Source organism: Bacillus sp. 0209A (assembly GCF_036765095.1).
GTDB classification, from domain to species: domain Bacteria; phylum Bacillota; class Bacilli; order Bacillales; family Bacillaceae; genus Bacillus; species Bacillus subtilis_G.
Genome location: NZ_JBAIZV010000001.1, coordinates 1,105,474 through 1,126,349, shown reverse-complemented (window position 1 = coordinate 1,126,349; position 20,876 = coordinate 1,105,474). Strand labels below are relative to the sequence as shown.

Sequence of the window (20,876 nt, the reverse complement as noted above, 5' to 3'; positions counted from 1 at the left end):
GACTTAACCACATTTTGAATGATGTCATATCTGTTACCTAGTTTTGAGAGAATAAGTTTTTTAAAAAAACACTTGATTTTCTCAAGAATACATAGTATAATATTAAATGTCACTGAAATTGTCTGGTGATGATGGCGAAGAGGTCACACCCGTTCCCATACCGAACACGGAAGTTAAGCTCTTCAGCGCCGATGGTAGTCGGGGGTTTCCCCCTGTGAGAGTAGGCCATCGCCAGGCAGATTTATTCCGCAGTAGCTCAGTGGTAGAGCTATCGGCTGTTAACCGATCGGTCGTAGGTTCGAATCCTACCTGCGGAGCCATCATTGGAGAGCTGTCCGAGTGGTCGAAGGAGCACGATTGGAAATCGTGTAGGCGGTCAACTCCGTCTCAAGGGTTCGAATCCCTTGCTCTCCGCCACTGATACTTATACATAATTATAATTGAAAGTCTGGGCCCGTTGGTCAAGCGGTTAAGACACCGCCCTTTCACGGCGGTAACACGGGTTCGAATCCCGTACGGGTCATTATATGATGGAGGATTAGCTCAGCTGGGAGAGCATCTGCCTTACAAGCAGAGGGTCGGCGGTTCGAGCCCGTCATCCTCCACCATTATCATCGCGGGGTGGAGCAGTTCGGTAGCTCGTCGGGCTCATAACCCGAAGGTCGCAGGTTCAAATCCTGCCCCCGCAACCAAATTATACGAATGAAATAAGGAGTGCCCGAAGGGTGCAACCAAAATAATTCATTTCAATATGGTCCGGTAGTTCAGTTGGTTAGAATGCCTGCCTGTCACGCAGGAGGTCGCGGGTTCGAGTCCCGTCCGGACCGCCATTTAAATAATAAGGCTCGGTAGCTCAGTTGGTAGAGCAACGGACTGAAAATCCGTGTGTCGGCGGTTCGATTCCGTCCCGAGCCACCACTTATGCCGGTGTAGCTCAATTGGTAGAGCAACTGACTTGTAATCAGTAGGTTGGGGGTTCAAGTCCTCTTGCCGGCACTGTTTTTCAAAACTTAATGTGGAGGGGTAGCGAAGTGGCTAAACGCGGCGGACTGTAAATCCGCTCCCTCAGGGTTCGGCAGTTCGAATCTGCCCCCCTCCACCATTTTTATAGGGGCATAGTTTAACGGTAGAACAGAGGTCTCCAAAACCTCCGGTGTGGGTTCGATTCCTACTGCCCCTGCCAAATTTATGACATCTTGAGATTATGGCGGTTGTGGCGAAGTGGTTAACGCACCAGATTGTGGCTCTGGCACTCGTGGGTTCGATTCCCATCAATCGCCCCATATTATCATTGGGCTATAGCCAAGCGGTAAGGCAACGGACTTTGACTCCGTCATGCGTTGGTTCGAATCCAGCTAGCCCAGTCTCACTTTTTTATATCAATTGCATATCATGTATTAAGTCCCTTAAGATGCGGAAGTAGTTCAGTGGTAGAACACCACCTTGCCAAGGTGGGGGTCGCGGGTTCGAATCCCGTCTTCCGCTCCAATTACGGCGGCATAGCCAAGTGGTAAGGCAGAGGTCTGCAAAACCTTTATCCCCGGTTCAAATCCGGGTGTCGCCTTTCTTTTGCCGGGGTGGTGGAATTGGCAGACACACAGGACTTAAAATCCTGCGGTAGGTGACTACCGTGCCGGTTCAAGTCCGGCCCTCGGCACCAATTTTACTTACATGATAAGTCGAATTGGTGTTTTTGTTTTATCATTATAACTAATCATATTAATGATCTACTTGTGTAGATCATTTTTTTATTGCTTTGATTTATCATAAACAGAAGTTCTGATACATGATCATAAAGTTGCTTTACCATTATGTTTAGCCAAGTCTCTTAACACTTTTTTATTATTATCTTTCAAAAAAACTTTTTTGAAATACGTTGACACTTAATAAGATCCATGATATATTTATATTCGTCGGTTAGATACGACGTAAAACTTGCCGGTGTGGCGGAATTGGCAGACGCGCACGACTCAAAATCGTGTTCCTTCTGGAGTGCCGGTTCGACCCCGGCCACCGGTATACTGAAAAACCCGTTTCTTATGTAGAAACGGGTTTTTGTTTTTTAATAATTTATTCAGCGTATTGGTCTATGATCTCTTCTAACACCTCTTCAAGACCTTCTGCATCTTCAAGCTCTGATTGGCTGAAGCGGACACGTACGAGCTGTTCTCCGTCATTATACATCTCTTCCAGCCATCCTCGCAGTCCTCTTGCCCTGCGGTCGACTTCGAAAATGATTTCCAAACCGTCTTCGTCTAAAAGGAAAATGAGCTCTAATTCATCAAGCATCTGACGATAATATCCGGAAGTCGGAACGAACTCAAATTCTTGAACGAATGGAAGACGGCGCTGGAAGTAGGGCGCTTGTTCGCAGTCTGCTTCGTTCAGGCGGAAGCCCAGGTTTTCGATAGCTTCCAGGACATTTTCAATCCAAGGGTGCGCTTCAACGAAAATGCGGTCATGATCGGATTTATCGATACCGCCTTGAATGTCAAGGTCTGTCACCACGGCAACCTCTACTTTCCCTACAGTGATCGGCGTATCTAGAGGCAGAGTGAATGTGAACGGAAATTGATGCCCTTCTCCAGGCTGAATGGCAAATGAACCAGTGACCCGAAAAGAATGGATTGTAGCGTATTTACGGTGCTCTTCATCGTCTTTTACAATGACGTACCGTGTATTAAGCTGTAAGTCAATGTAGCGGATGTCCTGAGCGATTTTTCCGCCTTTGACATGGACAGATCCCCGTACTTCTTCTCCTGGATAATAGGCGTCTCTCTCTAAAATTGTATCTACTTTTGCAGCACCGATTCCGGCACTTGCTGCAAGCTTCTTAAAAAATGACATGTTAGATCTTCCCCTTTTTCTTTTTCTCAACAGATATACGTAAGAAGAAGGGAAAAAGATTCATTTGATTCGTACTTTTTTCCTATTATTCGTCCGTACTAGGGACAGACTAAGAATAATTTAAAGCAAAGGAGCGGAGTTGAAATGAATAAAGAAAGTCTGGTTGCTGATGAATTACATAGAATGTTTTTGGCTGGTGAACTGCAAATCACGGTAGAAGAGGATATAAACAATATTTCCGAAAGGCTTAGAAATGGTGATCTCAGTTTAGACTCATTAAGCGGTGAAGACGCATTTATAAAAGAAACGGTAAACGAGGCTTTACAAAGAGTGGAGCAATAAAAGGAAGAGACGGTGTCCCATAAATGAGACACCGTCTTTTTTTATGACTTTGTTACAGTTCTCTATGAAATGAACAACTGTAACTAATTGTTCATGCAACACTTTCTGAGTTCTGGGTTTGCGAGTTCTGTTACTGCGCAATTTTTATTTTATGCTGGTTTTGGTTGCTGTTAGGTTTGATTCGGGCTATAAATCATCGTTAGGAATTTTATGTTCTAGCTCTTTCTGATAAAAAAATATTTAGCCTTGTGTCATGCTATAATGAATAACAAATTTTGTCGGGGAGTGGGATGATGAAACAGATTATTGCGATGGGAGGGGGCGGTTTTTCGATGGAGCCGGAAAATTTGTCCCTCGATCGATATATCATGAATCAATCGGCACGGAAGACGCCTCGTATTTGTTTTTTGCCGACGGCAAGCGGTGATTCCCAAAACTATGTTCAGCGGTTTTATCATACATTTCAAACACTGGATTGTGTGCCGTCTCATTTATCCTTATTTAAGCCGCCGTCAACAGATTTAACTTCTTTTGTTATGGAAAAGGACGTGATTTATGTTGGCGGGGGGGAATACGCGGAATATGCTTGTGCTATGGAAGGAGTGGGAGCTGGATCTTATTCTCAGAGAGGCGTGGAAGAACGGTGTGGTTCTAGCTGGATTAAGTGCCGGTGCGATCTGCTGGTTTGCAGAAGGGGTGACGGATTCAGCCGGACCGCTGACAAGTATGAAAAGTTTAGGTTTTTTGCAAGGAAGCTTTTGTCCTCATTATGACGGTGAGAAGGATCGGAGACCGATATACCATCAGCTGATATGTAACGAATTCTTGTGCGAGGGCTATGCGGCGGACGATGGAGCGGCTCTTCATTTCATAAATAATCGGCTATTTCAGACAGTGAGTTCAAGACCGGGTGCAAAGGCATATCGGGTAACGAGGGGTGAACATGAAATATTTGAAACCCCGCTGCCGGTTAAATATTTGGGGCGAATTAGCTGAATATTTTATATATTCCTCTTTTTTTTAGGTTGGTTTTATGTTAAGATGAGTCCGAAATCAATAGTTACTGGGGGTGCCCGTTTTCGGGCTGAGAGAGAAGGTAAGCTTCTTAACCCTTTGGACCTGATCTGGTTCGTACCAGCGTGGGGAAGTAGAGAAATTGTTTTTATTATTGTCGTGCTGGGCAATAATAAGTTTCTTTCTGACTTTAACCGGGTTCATTCATTTGAATCCGGTTTTTTGTGCTGGTTATGGGCTTGATTTTGTCCTTTCAAACGAAGAGAGGGGAAGATTAGTGATGCAAAACAATTCAGTGCAGCAAGCCAACATTTCCATTATGTCGAGTTTTTCGGGGAGCAAGAAAGTGTATGTGGAGGGTTCTTCTTCGGACATCCAAGTGCCGATGAGGGAAATCGCATTGAGTCCGACGACAGGGGCGTTCGGCGAAGAGGAAAACGCGCCTGTGCGTGTTTATGATACAAGCGGACCGTATACCGACCCCGATGTGACCATTCATATTCAAGAAGGGCTAAAGCCGCTCCGCCAAAAATGGATCACGGAGCGCAGCGATGTTGAACAATATGAAGGACGAGCTATAAAACCAGAAGATAACGGTTATAAAAAAGTAAATCCAAACGTAAGCTACCCAGGACTAAAGCGGAACCCGCTGCGGGCGAAAGCAGGTCAAAATGTCACACAAATGCATTATGCCAAAAAGGGGATCATTACACCTGAGATGGAGTTTATCGCAATCCGCGAGCATGTGTCTCCCGAATTTGTCAGAGATGAGGTAGCAAGCGGCCGGGCGATCATTCCTTCAAATATTAATCATCCTGAAAGCGAACCGATGATTATCGGCCGGAATTTTCATGTGAAGATTAATGCGAATATCGGGAATTCAGCGGTTACCTCATCTATAGAAGAAGAAGTGGAAAAAATGACGTGGGCCATTCGCTGGGGAGCGGATACGATGATGGATCTTTCTACCGGGAAAGACATTCATACGACGCGTGAATGGATTATCCGCAATTGCCCCGTGCCTGTGGGAACTGTTCCGATTTATCAGGCGCTTGAAAAGGTAAACGGCGTAGCGGAGGATTTAACGTGGGAGATTTACCGTGATACGCTGATCGAGCAGGCAGAGCAGGGGGTGGATTATTTTACGATTCACGCGGGTGTTTTGCTGCGGTATGTGCCGTTAACCGCCAAACGGACAACGGGAATCGTGTCACGCGGGGGAGCGATTATGGCACAGTGGTGTCTGGCTCATCATCAGGAAAGCTTTTTGTATACTCATTTTGAAGAAATCTGTGAAATCATGAAAGCGTATGATATTGCTTTCTCTCTTGGGGACGGGCTTCGCCCCGGATCAATCGCTGATGCCAATGACGAAGCGCAGTTTGCTGAATTGGAGACTCTCGGAGAATTGACGCAAATTGCCTGGAAGCATGATGTTCAGGTGATGATTGAGGGACCAGGGCATGTGCCGATGCATAAAATTAAAGAGAACGTCGATAAACAAATGGACATTTGTAAAGAAGCGCCTTTTTACACCTTGGGACCCCTGACGACAGATATTGCGCCGGGCTATGACCATATTACTTCAGCGATCGGAGCGGCGATGATCGGCTGGTATGGGACAGCCATGCTTTGTTATGTAACGCCGAAGGAGCATTTGGGGCTGCCTAATCGTGATGATGTACGTGAAGGAGTCATTACATATAAAATTGCTGCGCATGCCGCTGACCTTGCCAAAGGGCATCCCGGAGCGCAAATAAGGGATGACGCTTTATCGAAAGCCCGCTTTGAATTCCGCTGGCGAGACCAGTTTCATCTATCTCTTGATCCGGAAAGAGCGCTTGAATACCATGATGAAACCTTGCCGGCAGAAGGAGCGAAAACCGCTCATTTCTGTTCAATGTGCGGTCCGAAGTTTTGCAGCATGAGAATTTCTCAGGATATTCGCGACTATGCGAAGGGCAAAGAGCTTAGTGAATGGGATGCCATCGAAGAGGGGATGAAAGAAAAAGCCGAAGAATTTGTAAATCAAGGCAGCCAGCTTTACAAATAAAAGATTGCCAGTGAACTAATTTCAGCATTTTTGATCGGGGCACCGAAGGCTCTTATCTTTTAGATAAGGGCCTTTTTTTGTATTAATGGGAATAAGATTTTGCCGTTTAAGCTCTGATTTTGAAAACAAACGAGAGGTTATGAAGTGCGATGCCCATGGAGGAAATTGATATGAAGCATACGAAGTGCGTAACTAAATAAAAAACCCGCTAATTGCACAGCGGGTTTTTGCATCTCTTAAGCATCTTTTTTAATCGGCAATCCTAGGCCTTCAGCCACGCGTTTTCCGAATTCAGGATCGGCTTTGCAGAAATGCTCGATTTGGCGAAGTTTGATTTCTTCTTTTTCTACCGGTTTCATGGCGTTTACGATGTTTTCAACAAGGCGGGCACGCTCATCCTCGCTCATTAAACGATAGAGGTCACCGGCTTGTGTGTAGTGATCGTTGTGATCATAGCTTACGCTGTCAGCGATTCCTTTTACCGGATATGCTGCTTGTTTATCCTCAGGTGACTCTTTCGGGCCGCCGAAGCTGTTAGGCTCGTAATATACAGATCCGCCGCCGTTGTTATCAAAGCGCATTTGTCCGTCACGCTGATAATTGTTCACTTCGTTGCGTGCGCGGTTGATTGGCAGCGCTTGATGGTTTGCGCCAACACGGTAGCGGTGTGCATCATGATAAGCAAACAGCCGGCCTTGAAGCATTTTATCAGGAGAAACATCAATACCGGGCACAAGTGTTCCAGGTGAGAATGTAGCTTGTTCTACTTCTGCAAAGTAGTTTTCTGGATTTCTGTCAAGCACCATACGCCCGACTTCGATTAACGGATAGTCTTTTTGAGACCAAACTTTTGTGACATCAAACGGATCGAAGCGATACGTATTTGCATCTTCTAAAGGCATGATTTGCACATATAGTTTCCATGCGGGGAAATCACCGTTTTCTATCGCGTTGAAAAGATCTTCTGTATGATAATCTGGGTTTTCACCGGCAATTTTTGCAGCGGTATTAACATCAAGGTTTTTCACGCCTTGTTCTGTTTTAAAGTGATATTTAATCCATACGCCTTCGCCTTCGGCATTGGTCCATTTGAATGTATGGCTTCCAAAGCCGTGCATGTGGCGAAGTGTCGCAGGAATCCCGCGATCAGACATCAGAATCGACACTTGGTGAAGCGATTCGGGTGAAAGTGACCAGAAATCCCATACAGCTGTAGGGTTTTTCAAGTGTGTTTTTGGATCTCTTTTTTGTGTATGGATGAAATCAGGGAACTTAATCGCATCGCGGATAAAGAATACCGGTGTATTGTTACCGACGATGTCATAGTTTCCTTCTTCAGTATAAAATTTAACGGCAAATCCGCGCGGGTCGCGAACTGTGTCAGCCGAGCCAAGTTCACCGGCAACTGTTGAGAAACGGATGAACAACGGTGTGCGTTTGCCGACTTCAGAAAGGAAAGCGGCTTTCGTGTATTTTGTTACATCGTTTGTTACTTCAAAATATCCGTGAGCGCCTGCTCCTTTGGCGTGAACAACACGCTCAGGAACACGTTCTCTATTGAAATGGGCCAATTTTTCGAGTAAGTGTACATCTTGGATTAAAGTTGGTCCGCGAGAACCGGCAGTCATTGAATTTTGGTTATCTCCAACCGGGGCGCCCCAGCTAGTTGTCAGTTTATTTGAACTCATGTGATCACCTCTTGGAATTTATAAGAACATAATATCATCTCTAAGTAAAAAGTCAATATTATTTTATAATCATTATAAAATAGTTATCTCTATTAAGCGATATCTAGTATTGAAAATGATGATAAACCCCTGTCATAACAGTCTTTAAAACAATGAAAATTTGTGTGGTAATGATTTTTTCTTTTCTATTTGCGAAACAAGCAGAGTAAGTGATAAACAGGCAGACAAAATCTCGCTTAATTAGAGTTGGTTTATGACTGGTATCCTCACTTAGAAAAGTGTTTATTTTGCAGACTTACTTGGCTTTTGCTTCTGCCAATAAGGCGCCGGTTTAAGTAAAACACAGCACTTGAACACATGGTATGATATGTAAAGAAGGGAGCTGATTTTCTGAAAACATTGATAAGCACAACAATCATTTGCCTGATTGCTATGCTGTCAGCATGCGAAGATACAAAACAAATGGAAATCAAAGAGGCGGATATGTCAGATCTCGAAAAAAATAGAATGGATGTTGCAGCCTCACAAACCTTCACTGCCGAGGTCGCAAATATCAGCGATAGCATTTCTGGAGCTGAAATGTATATAGAGCATTATCAAAATGGAAAACTTCTTGAAACCATTGGACCGGTAAGTGCAGATTACTCGGAGGAAAAACCCGATTCATTACAATTTGTTTGCTTTGAGAATGAGGAGGGAGAAGGTAAGAATAAACTGAGCACCGTTCATTTTGGAATTGTGGATAAACAAGGAAATATTGCGGCTGATTCGTCGTTTCGGCGTGATGATAGCGCGGCACAGGGAGTGACTCAGAAGATTTCGTCGGCTGAACCGATTTCTTTCGAAAAACCTGTATTGATCGGCAGCAGTATTAAAGGGACTGACGAACCAATGCACACCTCTGAACACAAAAAAGAGCTCATTAAGCATCAAGATGCGCTACTGTATTATGTGGAATTGCATCATTAGAAACGGGCGGCTTCAGGCCGTCTGTTTTACAAAGCGGTATACTTGCTTTTTTGAATCGTGCGTGATACATTTTAAATCGTAATAATTTCGATTTAAAAAGGAGGCTATGTGACTTGGCTAAAAAATCAAAAGTGGCAAAAGAGTTAAAACGCCAGCAGCTTGTTGAACAATACGCTGATATTAGACGCGAGCTGAAAGAAAAAGGAGATTACGAGGCACTCAGCAAGCTGCCGAGAGATTCGGCACCGGGAAGGCTCCACAATCGCTGCATGGTAACAGGGCGCCCGAGAGGATATATGAGGAAGTTTAAAATGTCCAGAATCGCTTTCAGGGAGCTGGCTCATAAAGGCCAGATTCCCGGTGTGAAAAAAGCGAGCTGGTAAGAAAAAACTCCGGCCGATTACAGCGCGCCGGAGTTTTTTTCGTTTTTCTTGAAAGCGATGACGTAGGATAGGTGCTGGATGATCATGATGATAAACACAATAATAATTGGGAAAAACGGAATATGCGATTGAAAAAGCGGATAAAAAATGAGAAGAACCGCTGCGGCAGGAAGCGAGAAATAGACGGCGATATAAGACGCGCGGCATGCTTTTGCCGTCATCATCTGCTCTCTTTCATCCTGCTCTTCAAATTCATCAGGCAGGAGAAGCTGCTTTCGGGCAGGACGGCTTTTCTTATGCAAGTACATATAAACCGCAGCCGCCGCAATAAACAGAATAAAGGGAGTGAGGTTTAATTCAAACACCATCTCGCCGCTCTTTGTACGGGAAAAGGCCGCTATGCCTTCAGAGGCTTTAAAGTATGCAATCAGCGTCCAGCATGCAAGGCCAAACAAAACTAGTTGAAAAGCTGCTTTTGTTTTCATGCTCATCTTAGTATTCCTCCTCTAACCAAAAGACATCCTCCATTTTCATGGAGAAAGCTTTGCAGATTTTTAGTGCTAACAACAGTGAGGGAACATAGTCGCCTTTTTCGATAGCTGCCACCGTTTGTCTTGTGACGCCGACTGTTTCTCCGAGTTTTTCCTGAGAATAGCCCAAACGCGCCCTCAGCTCTTTCACTTTATTTTTCATCATGACGTCTGTCCCCTTCACAATCTCATTTGATTATATTGTATAGTATATTTAACATTATGTAAATGCAACTTAACAACTTTACAAAAAGAAAACATTTTTTCGACAAAATTTTTATACTCCCTTGACGAAAAATCAATAAACGTGTAATATAAAAAAAGTCAGAGCAATACTGTTACTGACTATCACAAATGCGGGTGTAGTTTAGTGGTAAAACCTCAGCCTTCCAAGCTGATGTCGTGAGTTCGATTCTCATCACCCGCTCCATACATACGTTATTAACGCAGTGTTTCGTTTCTTAGATAAACGAAGTATTGCGTTTTTTTATGTAAAAAAGAACACATTATCTGTGTTCTTTTACGTAAGCCAATGTACTGTATGGGCGCCGCCGTGAATTTGTTCAAACATTTTCGTTAATGATGATAAGAGTTTAACAGCGCTGCTTTTTTTTATGGATGGCGGGAAAAAGATGATTTGCAGCATGTTCTTGGTCTCGTTAGTAACGGGAAAGCGATTGACGCTGTTTTTGAAATCGCCAAATATGCCGTTTTCATCAGAGAAAAGCAGGATGTTTTCTTTTTCTCCCAACGAGATTCGGACTGGCTCATGAAGCTTTCCGGCGTCATAAATCATAATGGGCAGAGAATATTTTAATGCGAAAAAATCGATGGTGTCATGGGCTGAATCCTTGCTTTCCAGGAATTGTTCTTTGGATATCGGGATCAGCATGTCCTCCATTGGAGTTGTTTCTCCCTCAAATGAAGGGGTAAGCTGTTTAAAAAGTTCTCGCCATTCCTTGACGAAGGGTTCATCGGATATTCCGCCGTCCGCATAATCAAAAAACAAGGATTCTTGAAATAGGCGAAGCCTGCCTTTCAGCATTTGCGGAGAGGAACCAACTTCGATATTCTCATAAATCACAGCCGCCGCGTGTAAGCCGGGCGCACGTTCAGTAATAACAGAATCAAGTTTGATATTCACAAGCATTCACTCCAGATACGGGATATCAACCTATTATAAACGCTGTATCGTTTTATCACAAAGAAAGGAGGCTGTGCAAAGCATGAACATTTATCAGCTCAAAGAAGAATTAATTGAATACGCGAAAAGCATTGGCGTGGACAAGATTGGTTTTACGACCGCTGATACTTTTGACAGTTTAAAAGACCGTTTGATTCTTCAAGAATCACTCGGCTACCTCTCCGGCTTTGAAGAGCCGGATATCGAGAAAAGGGTGACGCCGAAGCTGCTTTTGCCGAAAGCGAAATCAATTGTGGCGATTGCTCTCGCATATCCTTCTAGAATGAAGGATGCGCCGAGAAGCACGAGAACTGAGCGCAGGGGCATTTTTTGCAGAGCCTCCTGGGGCAAAGACTATCACGATGTGCTAAGGGAAAAGCTCGATCTGCTGGAGGAATTTCTGAGAAGCAAGCATGAGGATATCAGAACCAAGTCAATGGTCGATACAGGTGAATTATCTGATCGGGCGGTTGCGGAGCGTGCGGGTATCGGATTCAGCGCGAAAAACTGTATGATCACAACGCCTGAGTATGGTTCTTATGTGTATTTAGCGGAAATGATCACAAATATACCTTTTGAACCCGATGTGCCGATTGAAGACATGTGCGGCTCCTGCACGAAATGTCTGGACGCCTGCCCGACGGGAGCACTGGTCAATCCGGGACAGCTGAATGCGCAGCGCTGCATCTCTTTTCTGACCCAGACGAAAGGATTTTTGCCTGATGAATTCCGTACAAAGATCGGAAACCGTCTGTATGGGTGCGATACGTGCCAAACGGTGTGTCCTCTTAATAAAGGGAAGGACTTTCATCTTCATCCGGAAATGGAGCCTGATCCTGAGATTGCTAAGCCGTTATTGAAGCCGCTCTTAACCATCAGCAACCGGGAATTTAAGGAGAAATTCGGACATGTTTCAGGTTCTTGGCGCGGGAAGAAACCGATTCAGAGAAACGCCATTCTCGCCCTTGCCCATTTTAAAGATGCTTCCGCACTGCCTGAATTGACGGAACTGATGCATAAGGACCCGCGTCCTGTTATCAGAGGAACAGCTGCATGGGCGATCGGTAAAATCGGAGACCATGCATACGCGGAAGAGCTTGAAAAAGCGTTGGAAAAAGAGAAGGATGAAGAGGCAAATCAGGAAATTGAAAAAGGAATTGAGTTGCTAAAAGCTTCTGGCATGACTAAACAAGGCCTGTCCTGACATACGTATAGAACAGAAGGCAAAAACACTTGAGATGCATCCAAGTGTTTTTTCTCTATAACAAAGTATGGCGGGTGGGGTGAGCTTGAAGCACATATTAGAACAATTAGCGGAGGAGCGGCTGAGCTATTTGGTGAACGGGCATGCTATGAGACAGGAGTCTGAAGTCGGAGACCTAGAAGTCATGGAGCGAAAGAAGAAGCTTCTGGAAAAGCGTAAAGTTGATATCGTAAAAGCGAAAGCGAAGGCCGTCATCGGTCATGCGCGGATTGAGGATGACGGAACGACCTGCATGATGTATACCATCCATTATGAATACGTGTGTAAGGAGCAGGACGACAGCTTGTATATGGAAGAGCACATAGAGGAGCGGGTGGCTTTCCTTTATGATCACATTTTAATTAGTGATCAGGAAATTGAGAAAAAGCCGGCTGGATTTCATGAAGGGACCAGCATTATTGACTATTCTCAAGAGGAAAGAGAAGCGTTTGGCAGGGCATTTCAATACGATCGTCTCGGTGCTGTGCAATATGCCGAGAAATTTTGGAACAAGCGCAACCCGGCTTATAAAAATTTCAGCGATAACTGCACGAATTTTATTTCTCAGTGTCTTCATGCGGGAGACGCACCGATGCGCGGCCATCCAAACAGAGGGTCAGGCTGGTGGATGAAACAAAGTTCATGGAGCTACAGCTGGACGGTGGCTCATTCTATGAAAATGTTTTTGTCGAATTCAAAGGCCGGCCTGCGTGCGGTGCGGGTGAAATCAGCGGAAGAACTGGTGCCGGGTGATGTGATTTGCTATGACTTTGAAGGAGACGGCCGGTTTAATCATACAACGATTGTCGTGGCGAAGGACAAAGGCAATATGCCGCTTGTTAACGCCCAGTCGTATGACAGCCGGATGAGATTTTGGTCGTATGAGGATTCTACGGCATATACGCCGTCAATACGATATGCCTTTTTTCATATCGTTGATGATACGACAAAAGCATAATTAATGATATAATGATGGGCGGATAAGAAAAACAGAGGTGAACATTGTGGCATTACATGTCGTTTTATATCAACCAGAAATTCCCGCTAACACAGGGAATATTGCACGTACTTGTGCAGCAACCAATACAACGCTCCACCTGATTCGTCCGCTCGGCTTTTCAACAGATGATAAAATGCTGAAGCGTGCCGGGCTCGATTATTGGGAGTTTGTTAACGTTGTCTATCATGATTCGTTGGAAGAATTGTTTGAGGCATATCAAAAAGGCCAGTTTTTCTTTATTACGAAATTCGGTCAGCAGCCTCATACATCATTTGATTACACTGAGCTTGACGAAGATTATTTCTTCGTGTTCGGAAGAGAAACAAGCGGTTTGCCAAAGGATTTAATTCAAAATAATATGGACCGCTGCCTGCGTCTTCCGATGACAGAGCACGTCAGATCATTAAACCTGTCCAATACCGCGGCGATTCTTATTTATGAAGCATTGCGCCAGCAAAATTACCGTGATTTAAAATAGTGAAAAAACCCGCTCATCAATGATGGGCGGGTTTTTTATGTTATTAGGGATGCTTTGTTTTGTATTTGGGCTTAACAACGTAACAGTGTTATGTTACAATGAATCCATCGAAGGAGCTGGACCTATGGAAGAACAATTAATCTCTAAAAAAGAATTACTTGAAAAAACATCGATTTCTTACGGTCAACTGTATCGGTGGAAGCGGAAAAACTTAATTCCTGAGGAATGGTTTATTCGCAAGTCCACATTTACAGGGCAAGAGACGTTTTTTCCGAGAGAGGATATTTTAAAACGCATTTCAATGATTCAAAAGATGAAGGAAAATTTGTCACTGGATGAAATGAGGGAAATGCTGTCGCCGAAAATGAAGGATGTCAGCATGACCGCTGATGATTTGATTCATAAAGGTTTGATTTCAAGGACTGCTCTTGATGTCTTTTCAGAAGGCGGCGAGAATTCGGTTTTTTCTTCACGTGATCTGCTTTCGCTGTATGTGCTTGAAGGGCTGCTGCAGTCCGGAAATGTGAGCTTGGCAGAAGCGAAAATGGCTGCAGGGGTGTTAAAGCAGCATGATACTGAAGAGATCAAGAAACAGACGGAGCTGATTATGCTGCGGAAGCTCGGTGTCACAACTTGTTTTATAGCGGCCGCGGCGGACAGCATTCTATTTGAGTCATCCGTCAAGGTTGTGGAACGGGTAGATTTAGCTAAGGCGTCAGAGGAATTAAAAACAACATATATGCAGGAGGGCCATCAATGGATGTAATGGAAAAGCTGGTGATAAACGGATCAGGAAGTTCAAAGGGAGGAACGTTTCAATCAGTTGAGATTAACGGCAGCGGAACAGTGGCAGGGGACGTAGAGTGTGAGACTTTTTCTTTTAACGGAACTGGAAAAGCTGACGGCAGCGTCAAAGCGAAAGCGGTAACCATCAGCGGTTCAGGTAAGATACATGGAGACGTTGAAGCAGAATCTATTCGGATTAACGGAACAGGTTTAATTGAGGGAGAGGTATCTGCAAAACAATTGAATATCGCTGGATCATCGACATTTGGCGGTACAGTCAAGGCTGATGACATTGTCATTAGCGGAAAAGCAGTCATGGAAGCGGATTGTGAAACGGAAACCTTTCAATCGGAAGGGAAATGCAACATCAGCGGGCTCTTAAATGCTGACCAAGTGATTATAAAGCTTTCTGCCGGGGAAAGTAATGTGCGTGAAATTGGCTGCCGCCATCTTCAAGTGACTGGCAGAAAAGGGATGCTGACCTTGCTCAGACTGTTGCCGCAGCCTGTTTTAACGGCTGAACTGATTGAAGGGGACGTGATTGAGCTGACAAATACAAAGGCGAAAACCGTGCGAGGAAATAAAGTGAAAATCGGACCGAATTGCCAGATTGAAACCGTGGAATACAGCGGGGACTATACTTGTGATCCGAGCGCATCGGTAGAAACATGCACGAAGATGTGAGGAGGATCGTAATGGAGACAACAAAATTGGGAAATTTAAAATTATATGGCGCCGGTCACGCTGCAGGAGGCGCATATCACCATGTCAGCATCAAAGGAGAAGGTGTGGTCGGTGAAGGGCTGTCTGCCGCGGGCTGCCGCATATTCGGAACAGGATGTTTTCTCGGGAAAGCAGAGACTGATCGGCTGCGTGTGTATGGAGAAAGTGAGTTTAAAGGCGATCTGACAGCCGGCAGAATCAATGTATACGGCACAATGAAAGTAAGCGGTTCACTTCAATTTGATCGATTCAATCTGAAAGGTTTGACTGAAATTGGCGGGAATATGACTGGAGAATCGTGCGATGTGAAAGGGAAGCTTAGCGTCAAAGGCGATTGTGAAACAGAAATGTTCCATGTCACAGGCTGCGTTGATGTGTCAGGATTATTGAATGCGGGTGACATTAAGCTTGGATTGAGCCATGATGTAAGCTATGTGCGGGAAATCGGCGGAACAACAATAATAGTGAAAAGACGCGCGAGCTTTTTTAAACGGAAGAATACAAAACTGATTGCCAATGTCATAGAAGGAGATCAGGTTTATTTGGAGAATACCGAGGCGGCAGTTGTCAGGGGAAAAGAAGTGATCATCGGGCCGGGCTGCAGCATCGGAACAATTGAGTACAAAAACAAATACGAATGCGATCATCATTCAAAGGTTAAAGAAAAAATAAAACTGTAAAACACTGTTCTGTTATACAAAAAGGGTGCTCTTATGAGGAGCACCCTTTTTTTATTCTTTCCCCGGCTTGCTTTCGTACCCTGCGGTAAAAATTGATACTAAAAAAGTGACAATGACACCCATCATGATGATTGTATTCACCGTCTCTCCCCCTCTTCAATTTTTCCGTGCTGCCTGAGTCTGGATGATTCTGTTATTTTCTTTATTATGAACGGTCGCGGTCTGCCTTGTCAACGCCCGTGTAAGCATCTTTATTTTAAGAAACCAAAGCATGTATCACGAGATGGCGGCATAGATTGTATCAAAGTACCTTATTTGTATAGCGCATCAAACATGATGGAGGAGGTCCTTATGGATATATTAAAGAAAATTGAACAGTACAGAGAGGAAGAGCAGCGGCTGAAATGGGAAGGAACATTCGCCGATTATTTGGAGATAATTAAAGAAAATCCAATGGTCGCGCAATCTGCTCATTCTCGTGTTTTTAATATGATAAAAGACAGCGGGATAGAGGAGGTCGACGGGCGGAAGAAGTACAGCTTTTTTGACCGTGAGCTGTTCGGGCTTGAGGAATCACTGGAGCGTCTTGTGGAAGAGTATTTTCATCCGGCCGCGAAACGGCTTGATGTCAGAAAGCGGATTCTATTGCTGATGGGGCCTGTGAGCGGCGGTAAATCAACGCTGGTCACGATGCTTAAAAAAGGTCTCGAAGCGTACACGCTGACGGATAATGGTGCCGTATATGCGATTAAAGGCTGCCCGATGCACGAGGACCCTCTACATTTAATCCCCCATCATTTGCGAGATGACTTTTACAGAGAATACGGCATAAGAATAGAAGGAAGTCTTTCTCCTTTAAATGTCATGAGGCTGGAGGAAGAGTACGGAGGAAGAATTGAGGATGTGAAGGTGGAACGCATCTTCTTTTCGGAAGATAAGCGTACAGGAATTGGAACATTCAGTCCGTCAGATCCGAAATCTCAAGATATTGCCGATTTGACGGGGAGTATTGATTTCTCAACCATTGCCGAATACGGTTCAGAATCGGATCCGCGCGCTTATCGGTTTGACGGGGAGCTGAATAAAGCGAACCGCGGGATGATGGAGTTTCAGGAGATGCTGAAATGTGATGAGAAATTTCTCTGGCATTTGCTTTCATTGACACAGGAAGGGAATTTTAAAGCCGGGCGATTTGCGTTAATTTCTGCTGATGAGCTGATCGTGGCTCACACGAATGAAACGGAGTATCGCTCATTTATTTCTAATAAGAAGAATGAAGCCCTGCACTCAAGAATCATTGTGATGCCGGTCCCTTATAATTTGAAAGTGTCTGAGGAAGAGAGAATTTATGAAAAAATGATCGCGGAGAGCGATGTGTCGGATGTTCATATTGCCCCGCATACGTTGAAGGTCGCTGCAATGTTCTCGATTCTCACCCGATTAAAAGAGCCTAAAAGGTCGGATATTGATCTGGTTAAAAAAATGAGACTGTATGATGGAGAAAGCGTGGAAGGATATAATTCTGTCGACGTTGAGGACATGAAAAAAGAATATCATGATGAAGGCATGAGCGGCATTGATCCGCGGTACGTGATCAATCGGATTTCTTCAACGATTATCAGAAAAAATATGGAATCGATTAATTCACTTGATGTTCTACGTTCCTTAAAAGAAGGTCTTGATCAGCATCCTTCGATTTCAAGCGAGGACAGGGAGAGGTTTTTGAATTTTATTTCTGCCGCCCGCAAGGAATATGACGACATTGCGAAAAAGGAAGTTCAAAAAGCGTTTGTGTATTCATATGAAGAATCAGCAAAAACACTTATGGACAATTACCTTGATAACGTAGAGGCTTATTGCAATAAAAACAAGCTGCGTGATCCTTTGACGGGAGAAGAAATGAACCCTGACGAAAAGCTGATGAGATCAATCGAAGAGCAGATCGGCATTTCGGAAAACGCCAAAAAAGCGTTCCGTGAAGAAATCTTAATTCGCATCTCGGCCTATGCGAGAAAAGGAAAGCGGTTTGATTACAATTCTCATGAAAGACTGCGTGAAGCGATTCAGAAAAAGTTGTTTGCTGATCTGAAGGATGTCGTTAAAATTACGACTTCAACCAAAACGCCAGATGAGCAGCAGCTGAAAAAGGTAAATGAAGTCGTGGCCCGTTTAATTGATGAGCACGGCTACAACTCGACGAGCGCCAATGAGCTGCTGAAATATGTCGGCAGCCTGCTGAACAGATAAGCAACGTGACCCGTCCGAATAGGGCGGGTTATTCTGTCTCATTTTCTAAATAGTTTGTCAATTAACCGTGCTTTTGTGCATATGATGAATATAAATCTTTTCGAAGACTTGTTTCATAATCCCGCACAAGCAGGAATACGTATGTATCACGACCACAAATGGTTAAGGAGGGGAATTCATGTCCCAAAATGACAGCGGCCATTTTTTGATTTCTGAGGAAAACTGGTCCCTCCATCGCAAAGGCTTTGATGACCAGCAGCGTCACCAGAAAAAAGTGCAGGAAGCGATTAAAAACAATCTTCCGGACCTCGTGACTGAGGAAAGCATTATTATGTCCAACGGAAAAGATGTCGTGAAGATCCCGATCCGTTCACTGGATGAGTATAAAATTCGTTATAACTATGATAAAAATAAACACGTAGGCCAAGGAGAAGGCGACAGCCAGATTGGAGATGTCGTGGCCCGGGATGGATCAGACAAAAAACAGGGACCCGGAAAAGGGCAGGGCGCCGGTGACCAGGCAGGCGAAGATTATTATGAAGCAGAAGTTTCATTAATGGATTTAGAAGAAGCGCTTTTTAAGGAATTAGAACTCCCGAATCTCCAGCAAAAAGAGCGGGACAATATCATTCATACAGATATTGAGTTTAATGATATCCGTAAGACAGGGTTAACCGGTAATATAGATAAGAAAAGAACAATGATGTCAGCTTTTAAACGAAACGCGATGTCAGGAAAGCCGTCGTTCTATCCGATTTACCCGGAGGACTTGAAGTATAAGACATGGAATGACATAACAAAGCCCCAGTCAAAGGCTGTCGTCTTAGCGATGATGGATACAAGCGGCAGTATGGGTGTTTGGGAAAAATACATGGCCAGAAGCTTCTTTTTCTGGATGACCCGTTTTTTGCGGACGAAATATGAGACTGTAGAAATTGAATTTATTGCCCATCATACAGAAGCGAGAGTCGTTTCGGAAGAGGACTTTTTCTCAAAGGGAGAAAGCGGCGGAACAATCTGTTCTTCCGTATACCGAAAGTCGCTTGAGCTGATTGATGAAAAGTACAATCCCGCCCGCTATAATATTTACCCGTTTCATTTTTCTGACGGTGACAACCTGACATCTGATAACGCGCGCTGTGTGAAATTGGTCAATGATATTATGAAGAAAGCGAATCTTTTCTGCTACGGCGAAGTCAATCAGTACAACAGGCATTCAACGTTAATGTCTGCATACAAAAATGTGAAAGACGATAAATTTAAGTACTATATTTTAAAACAGAAGTCTGACGTTTTTCAGGCTTTGAAGAACTTTTTCAAAAATGAAGAATCTGGCGTGAGCCACCAATTTTCGTAAAGAAAAGCCCATTTAAGGGCTTTTTTTAATTTAATAAAAGTAAGAAAACGGTTGCGGAAAAAATACGAGAAAAAAAGATATTTTTCCTTTGACAAATCTCCTTTCATTTATTAATATTTTATCTTGTGAACTATTATTGAGGATTGAGGTGAAAAGGAGTTGACTGAATCAGAACGTGCTTTGCTCACTTTTGAACAGCTCTTCGATACGTCTCGGGCAATTTATAAAAAACAGAAGAAGATATTGGAGATTGTGCTTGAGCCTTTTGATATTACAGTCCTTCAATACTTGCTGATGTTTAAAATTCATCAAAGCGGGAGCACCCCGTTAAGCAAGCTGGCAATGTCGCTTGATCTTAAGCCTGCTTCTGTGACGCGGATGACGGATATTCTGTATAAGCGCCAATTGATGAATCGATATGACAGTCCTGATGACCGCCGTATCGTTATGATTCAGTTAACCGAAGAGGGGGAAGAACTGCTAGAAAAAGCCGCTGTACATTATGCGAAAATGGGGGCGGGTTTGTACCAAAAGCTTGATACATCCCAGCTTCAATATTTGCGTAAGCTTGCCGGAAGCTTAACGAAGATTGCTGAAGGCTGTTCAGAAAAGCGGTAATGAAAAACTTCTCACATATTTTCACCACCATTCCGCAAAATGATAGAGGATGAAACGAAAGGAGAAAACAAAATGAACAGAGGACGTTTAATTCTGACCAACATTATCGGTTTGATTGTTGTTCTTGCAATTATAGGCGGAGGTGCTTATTACTATTATCAAAGCACTAACTTTATCAAAACAGACGAAGCGAAAGTAGCCGGCGATATGGCTGCTATTACAGCTCCAGCAGCAGGCAAAGTATCTGACTGGGATCTTGAAGAAGGAAAAACAGTCAAAAAAGGCGACACAGTTGCAAAAATCAAAGGTGAACAATCTGTTGACGTAAAATCCATCATGGATGGAACAATTGTGAAAAACGAAGTGAAAAACGGACAAACTGTACAAGCTGGCACAACAATTGCCCAAACCATTGACATGGATCACCTGTACATCACTGCGAATATTAAAGAAACAGATATTGCGGATGTTGAAGTAGGCAATAGTGTAGACGTTGTCGTTGATGGAGAACCTAACACAACATTTGACGGTACTGTAGAAGAAATCGGTTATGCGACAAATTCAACTTTTGATATGCTTCCATCTGCAAATTCAAGCGGCAACTATACAAAAATAACGCAAAAAGTTCCAGTGAAAATTTCAATCAAAAACCCATCTGATAAGGTGCTTCCTGGTATGAATGCATCTGTTAAAATTTCTGAGTAAAACAGATCAGTCATCAAACCATGAAAGGAG

Annotated in this window: 19 protein-coding genes, 17 tRNA genes, 1 rRNA gene, 1 pseudogene and 1 riboswitch; of the genes and pseudogenes, 33 read left to right on the top strand and 5 right to left on the bottom strand. The window is 43.8% G+C overall.

Annotated elements, in window-relative coordinates; genetic code table 11:
* Positions 1–121 precede the first annotated feature (121 nt).
* From rrf to V6D44_RS05140, 17 genes are all read left to right on the top strand, one after another.
* Positions 122–237 (top strand): 5S ribosomal RNA (gene rrf / locus V6D44_RS05220).
* A gap of 8 nt (positions 238–245) precedes the next feature.
* Positions 246–320: transfer RNA gene (locus V6D44_RS05215), tRNA-Asn, on the top strand.
* A 5-nt stretch (positions 321–325) separates the two neighbouring features.
* Positions 326–417 (top strand) — tRNA-Ser (locus tag V6D44_RS05210).
* Positions 418–451: 34 nt separating this feature from the next.
* Positions 452–523 (top strand) — tRNA-Glu (locus V6D44_RS05205).
* A gap of 9 nt (positions 524–532) precedes the next feature.
* A tRNA-Val gene (locus tag V6D44_RS05200) sits at positions 533–608 on the top strand.
* A 7-nt stretch (positions 609–615) separates the two neighbouring features.
* Positions 616–692 (top strand) — tRNA-Met (locus tag V6D44_RS05195).
* 61 nt (positions 693–753) lie between these two features.
* A tRNA-Asp gene (locus V6D44_RS05190) sits at positions 754–830 on the top strand.
* A gap of 12 nt (positions 831–842) precedes the next feature.
* Positions 843–918: transfer RNA gene (locus V6D44_RS05185), tRNA-Phe, on the top strand.
* Positions 919–923: 5 nt separating this feature from the next.
* Positions 924–996, top strand: a tRNA-Thr gene (locus V6D44_RS05180).
* A gap of 21 nt (positions 997–1,017) precedes the next feature.
* Positions 1,018–1,102: transfer RNA gene (locus V6D44_RS05175), tRNA-Tyr, on the top strand.
* A 7-nt stretch (positions 1,103–1,109) separates the two neighbouring features.
* Positions 1,110–1,183: transfer RNA gene (locus V6D44_RS05170), tRNA-Trp, on the top strand.
* Positions 1,184–1,207: 24 nt separating this feature from the next.
* Positions 1,208–1,283: transfer RNA gene (locus V6D44_RS05165), tRNA-His, on the top strand.
* A 9-nt stretch (positions 1,284–1,292) separates the two neighbouring features.
* A tRNA-Gln gene (locus V6D44_RS05160) sits at positions 1,293–1,364 on the top strand.
* Positions 1,365–1,413: 49 nt separating this feature from the next.
* Positions 1,414–1,488, top strand: a tRNA-Gly gene (locus tag V6D44_RS05155).
* A gap of 5 nt (positions 1,489–1,493) precedes the next feature.
* Positions 1,494–1,564 (top strand) — tRNA-Cys (locus V6D44_RS05150).
* 7 nt (positions 1,565–1,571) lie between these two features.
* Positions 1,572–1,660: transfer RNA gene (locus tag V6D44_RS05145), tRNA-Leu, on the top strand.
* Positions 1,661–1,937: 277 nt separating this feature from the next.
* A tRNA-Leu gene (locus tag V6D44_RS05140) sits at positions 1,938–2,019 on the top strand.
* Positions 2,020–2,070: 51 nt separating this feature from the next.
* Here the strand turns inward: V6D44_RS05140 and spo0M are convergent.
* On the bottom strand, positions 2,071–2,847 hold the full coding sequence (gene spo0M / locus V6D44_RS05135; protein ID WP_289346746.1) for a sporulation control protein Spo0M: 777 nt from the start codon (positions 2,845–2,847) through the stop codon (positions 2,071–2,073).
* Positions 2,848–2,991: 144 nt separating this feature from the next.
* Here spo0M and V6D44_RS05130 point away from each other — a divergent pair, with 144 nt between their 5' ends.
* From V6D44_RS05130 to thiC, 3 genes and pseudogenes are all read left to right on the top strand, one after another.
* Positions 2,992–3,189, top strand: a complete 198-nt coding sequence (locus V6D44_RS05130; RefSeq protein WP_087993699.1) for a hypothetical protein — start codon at positions 2,992–2,994, stop codon at positions 3,187–3,189.
* Positions 3,190–3,482: 293 nt separating this feature from the next.
* Positions 3,483–4,185: pseudogene (locus tag V6D44_RS05125) on the top strand (Type 1 glutamine amidotransferase-like domain-containing protein).
* Positions 4,186–4,244: 59 nt separating this feature from the next.
* Positions 4,245–4,352: riboswitch (TPP riboswitch) on the top strand.
* Between the two features lie 131 nt (positions 4,353–4,483).
* Positions 4,484–6,256: a phosphomethylpyrimidine synthase ThiC gene (gene thiC, locus V6D44_RS05120; RefSeq protein WP_087993700.1), complete on the top strand. Its 1,773-nt coding sequence runs from the start codon at positions 4,484–4,486 to the stop codon at positions 6,254–6,256.
* A gap of 236 nt (positions 6,257–6,492) precedes the next feature.
* On the opposite strand, the gene katA is transcribed toward thiC, so the two are convergent.
* A complete protein-coding gene (katA, locus tag V6D44_RS05115; protein ID WP_253268962.1) occupies positions 6,493–7,944 on the bottom strand; it encodes a catalase KatA in 1,452 nt (483 codons plus the stop codon).
* 432 nt (positions 7,945–8,376) lie between these two features.
* Between katA and V6D44_RS05110 the strand changes: the two genes are divergently transcribed.
* Both V6D44_RS05110 and rpsN read left to right on the top strand, forming a co-directional pair.
* Positions 8,377–8,913, top strand: a complete 537-nt coding sequence (locus V6D44_RS05110) for a hypothetical protein (RefSeq protein WP_253269153.1) — start codon at positions 8,377–8,379, stop codon at positions 8,911–8,913.
* A gap of 113 nt (positions 8,914–9,026) precedes the next feature.
* Entirely contained in the window at positions 9,027–9,296 is a 270-nt protein-coding gene (rpsN, locus tag V6D44_RS05105; protein WP_061188229.1) for a 30S ribosomal protein S14, read from the top strand.
* Positions 9,297–9,313: 17 nt separating this feature from the next.
* Here rpsN and V6D44_RS05100 read toward each other — a convergent pair whose 3' ends face one another.
* Together V6D44_RS05100 and V6D44_RS05095 are read right to left on the bottom strand one after the other, a co-directional pair.
* The gene (locus V6D44_RS05100) at positions 9,314–9,787 is read right to left on the bottom strand and encodes a hypothetical protein (RefSeq protein ID WP_087993702.1); all 474 of its coding nucleotides are present in this window, start codon (positions 9,785–9,787) and stop codon (positions 9,314–9,316) included.
* 1 nt (position 9,788) lies between these two features.
* Complete coding sequence (locus V6D44_RS05095; RefSeq protein ID WP_087993737.1) at positions 9,789–9,989, bottom strand: helix-turn-helix transcriptional regulator; 201 nt, start codon at positions 9,987–9,989, stop codon at positions 9,789–9,791.
* A 193-nt stretch (positions 9,990–10,182) separates the two neighbouring features.
* Between V6D44_RS05095 and V6D44_RS05090 the strand changes: the two genes are divergently transcribed.
* Positions 10,183–10,256, top strand: a tRNA-Gly gene (locus V6D44_RS05090).
* Positions 10,257–10,346: 90 nt separating this feature from the next.
* Here the strand turns inward: V6D44_RS05090 and V6D44_RS05085 are convergent.
* Positions 10,347–10,970, bottom strand: a complete 624-nt coding sequence (locus V6D44_RS05085) for a B3/B4 domain-containing protein (RefSeq protein WP_253268963.1) — start codon at positions 10,968–10,970, stop codon at positions 10,347–10,349.
* An 82-nt stretch (positions 10,971–11,052) separates the two neighbouring features.
* On the opposite strand from V6D44_RS05085, the gene queG reads away from it, so the two are divergent.
* From queG to V6D44_RS05035, 10 genes are all read left to right on the top strand, one after another.
* Entirely contained in the window at positions 11,053–12,213 is a 1,161-nt protein-coding gene (gene queG / locus V6D44_RS05080; protein WP_087993704.1) for a tRNA epoxyqueuosine(34) reductase QueG, read from the top strand.
* A 67-nt stretch (positions 12,214–12,280) separates the two neighbouring features.
* Entirely contained in the window at positions 12,281–13,210 is a 930-nt protein-coding gene (locus tag V6D44_RS05075) for an amidase domain-containing protein (protein WP_087993705.1), read from the top strand.
* A gap of 37 nt (positions 13,211–13,247) precedes the next feature.
* A complete protein-coding gene (trmL, locus tag V6D44_RS05070) occupies positions 13,248–13,730 on the top strand; it encodes a tRNA (uridine(34)/cytosine(34)/5-carboxymethylaminomethyluridine(34)-2'-O)-methyltransferase TrmL (protein ID WP_087993706.1) in 483 nt (160 codons plus the stop codon).
* 124 nt (positions 13,731–13,854) lie between these two features.
* Positions 13,855–14,496 (top strand): YhbD family protein, encoded by a 642-nt coding sequence (locus tag V6D44_RS05065; RefSeq protein ID WP_176365314.1) that lies wholly within the window; start codon positions 13,855–13,857, stop codon positions 14,494–14,496.
* Positions 14,487–15,200 carry a bactofilin family protein gene (locus V6D44_RS05060; RefSeq protein WP_087993707.1) on the top strand — a complete coding sequence of 238 codons (714 nt, stop codon included), beginning with the start codon at positions 14,487–14,489 and terminating at the stop codon, positions 15,198–15,200. The genes V6D44_RS05065 and V6D44_RS05060 overlap by 10 nt, the downstream gene beginning before the upstream one ends.
* Before the next feature lie 11 nt (positions 15,201–15,211).
* Positions 15,212–15,919: a hypothetical protein gene (locus V6D44_RS05055; protein WP_087993708.1), complete on the top strand. Its 708-nt coding sequence runs from the start codon at positions 15,212–15,214 to the stop codon at positions 15,917–15,919.
* Between the two features lie 351 nt (positions 15,920–16,270).
* The gene (gene prkA, locus V6D44_RS05050) at positions 16,271–18,166 is read left to right on the top strand and encodes a serine/threonine protein kinase PrkA (RefSeq protein ID WP_148964361.1); all 1,896 of its coding nucleotides are present in this window, start codon (positions 16,271–16,273) and stop codon (positions 18,164–18,166) included.
* A gap of 178 nt (positions 18,167–18,344) precedes the next feature.
* Positions 18,345–19,523 (top strand): sporulation protein YhbH, encoded by a 1,179-nt coding sequence (gene yhbH / locus V6D44_RS05045; RefSeq protein WP_202328530.1) that lies wholly within the window; start codon positions 18,345–18,347, stop codon positions 19,521–19,523.
* A 159-nt stretch (positions 19,524–19,682) separates the two neighbouring features.
* Positions 19,683–20,141 (top strand): MarR family transcriptional regulator, encoded by a 459-nt coding sequence (locus V6D44_RS05040; RefSeq protein ID WP_087993711.1) that lies wholly within the window; start codon positions 19,683–19,685, stop codon positions 20,139–20,141.
* A gap of 39 nt (positions 20,142–20,180) precedes the next feature.
* A complete protein-coding gene (locus V6D44_RS05035; RefSeq protein WP_087993712.1) occupies positions 20,181–20,846 on the top strand; it encodes an HlyD family secretion protein in 666 nt (221 codons plus the stop codon).
* Positions 20,847–20,876: the final 30 nt, after the last annotated feature.

Bases quoted from the DNA above. Each gene is read 5' to 3' on its own strand.
- spo0M (WP_289346746.1), bottom strand. From the start codon at position 2,847: ATGTCATTTTTTAAGAAGCTTGCAGCAAGTGCCGGAATCGGTGCTGCA.
- V6D44_RS05130 (WP_087993699.1), top strand. From the start codon at position 2,992: ATGAATAAAGAAAGTCTGGTTGCTGATGAATTACATAGAATGTTTTTG.
- thiC (WP_087993700.1), top strand. From the start codon at position 4,484: ATGCAAAACAATTCAGTGCAGCAAGCCAACATTTCCATTATGTCGAGT.
- katA (WP_253268962.1), bottom strand. From the start codon at position 7,944: ATGAGTTCAAATAAACTGACAACTAGCTGGGGCGCCCCGGTTGGAGAT.
- V6D44_RS05110 (WP_253269153.1), top strand. From the start codon at position 8,377: ATGCTGTCAGCATGCGAAGATACAAAACAAATGGAAATCAAAGAGGCG.
- V6D44_RS05100 (WP_087993702.1), bottom strand. From the start codon at position 9,787: ATGAGCATGAAAACAAAAGCAGCTTTTCAACTAGTTTTGTTTGGCCTT.
- V6D44_RS05095 (WP_087993737.1), bottom strand. From the start codon at position 9,989: ATGAAAAATAAAGTGAAAGAGCTGAGGGCGCGTTTGGGCTATTCTCAG.
- queG (WP_087993704.1), top strand. From the start codon at position 11,053: ATGAACATTTATCAGCTCAAAGAAGAATTAATTGAATACGCGAAAAGC.
- V6D44_RS05075 (WP_087993705.1), top strand. From the start codon at position 12,281: ATGGCGGGTGGGGTGAGCTTGAAGCACATATTAGAACAATTAGCGGAG.
- V6D44_RS05065 (WP_176365314.1), top strand. From the start codon at position 13,855: ATGGAAGAACAATTAATCTCTAAAAAAGAATTACTTGAAAAAACATCG.
- V6D44_RS05060 (WP_087993707.1), top strand. From the start codon at position 14,487: ATGGATGTAATGGAAAAGCTGGTGATAAACGGATCAGGAAGTTCAAAG.
- V6D44_RS05055 (WP_087993708.1), top strand. From the start codon at position 15,212: ATGGAGACAACAAAATTGGGAAATTTAAAATTATATGGCGCCGGTCAC.
- prkA (WP_148964361.1), top strand. From the start codon at position 16,271: ATGGATATATTAAAGAAAATTGAACAGTACAGAGAGGAAGAGCAGCGG.
- yhbH (WP_202328530.1), top strand. From the start codon at position 18,345: ATGTCCCAAAATGACAGCGGCCATTTTTTGATTTCTGAGGAAAACTGG.
- V6D44_RS05035 (WP_087993712.1), top strand. From the start codon at position 20,181: ATGATAGAGGATGAAACGAAAGGAGAAAACAAAATGAACAGAGGACGT.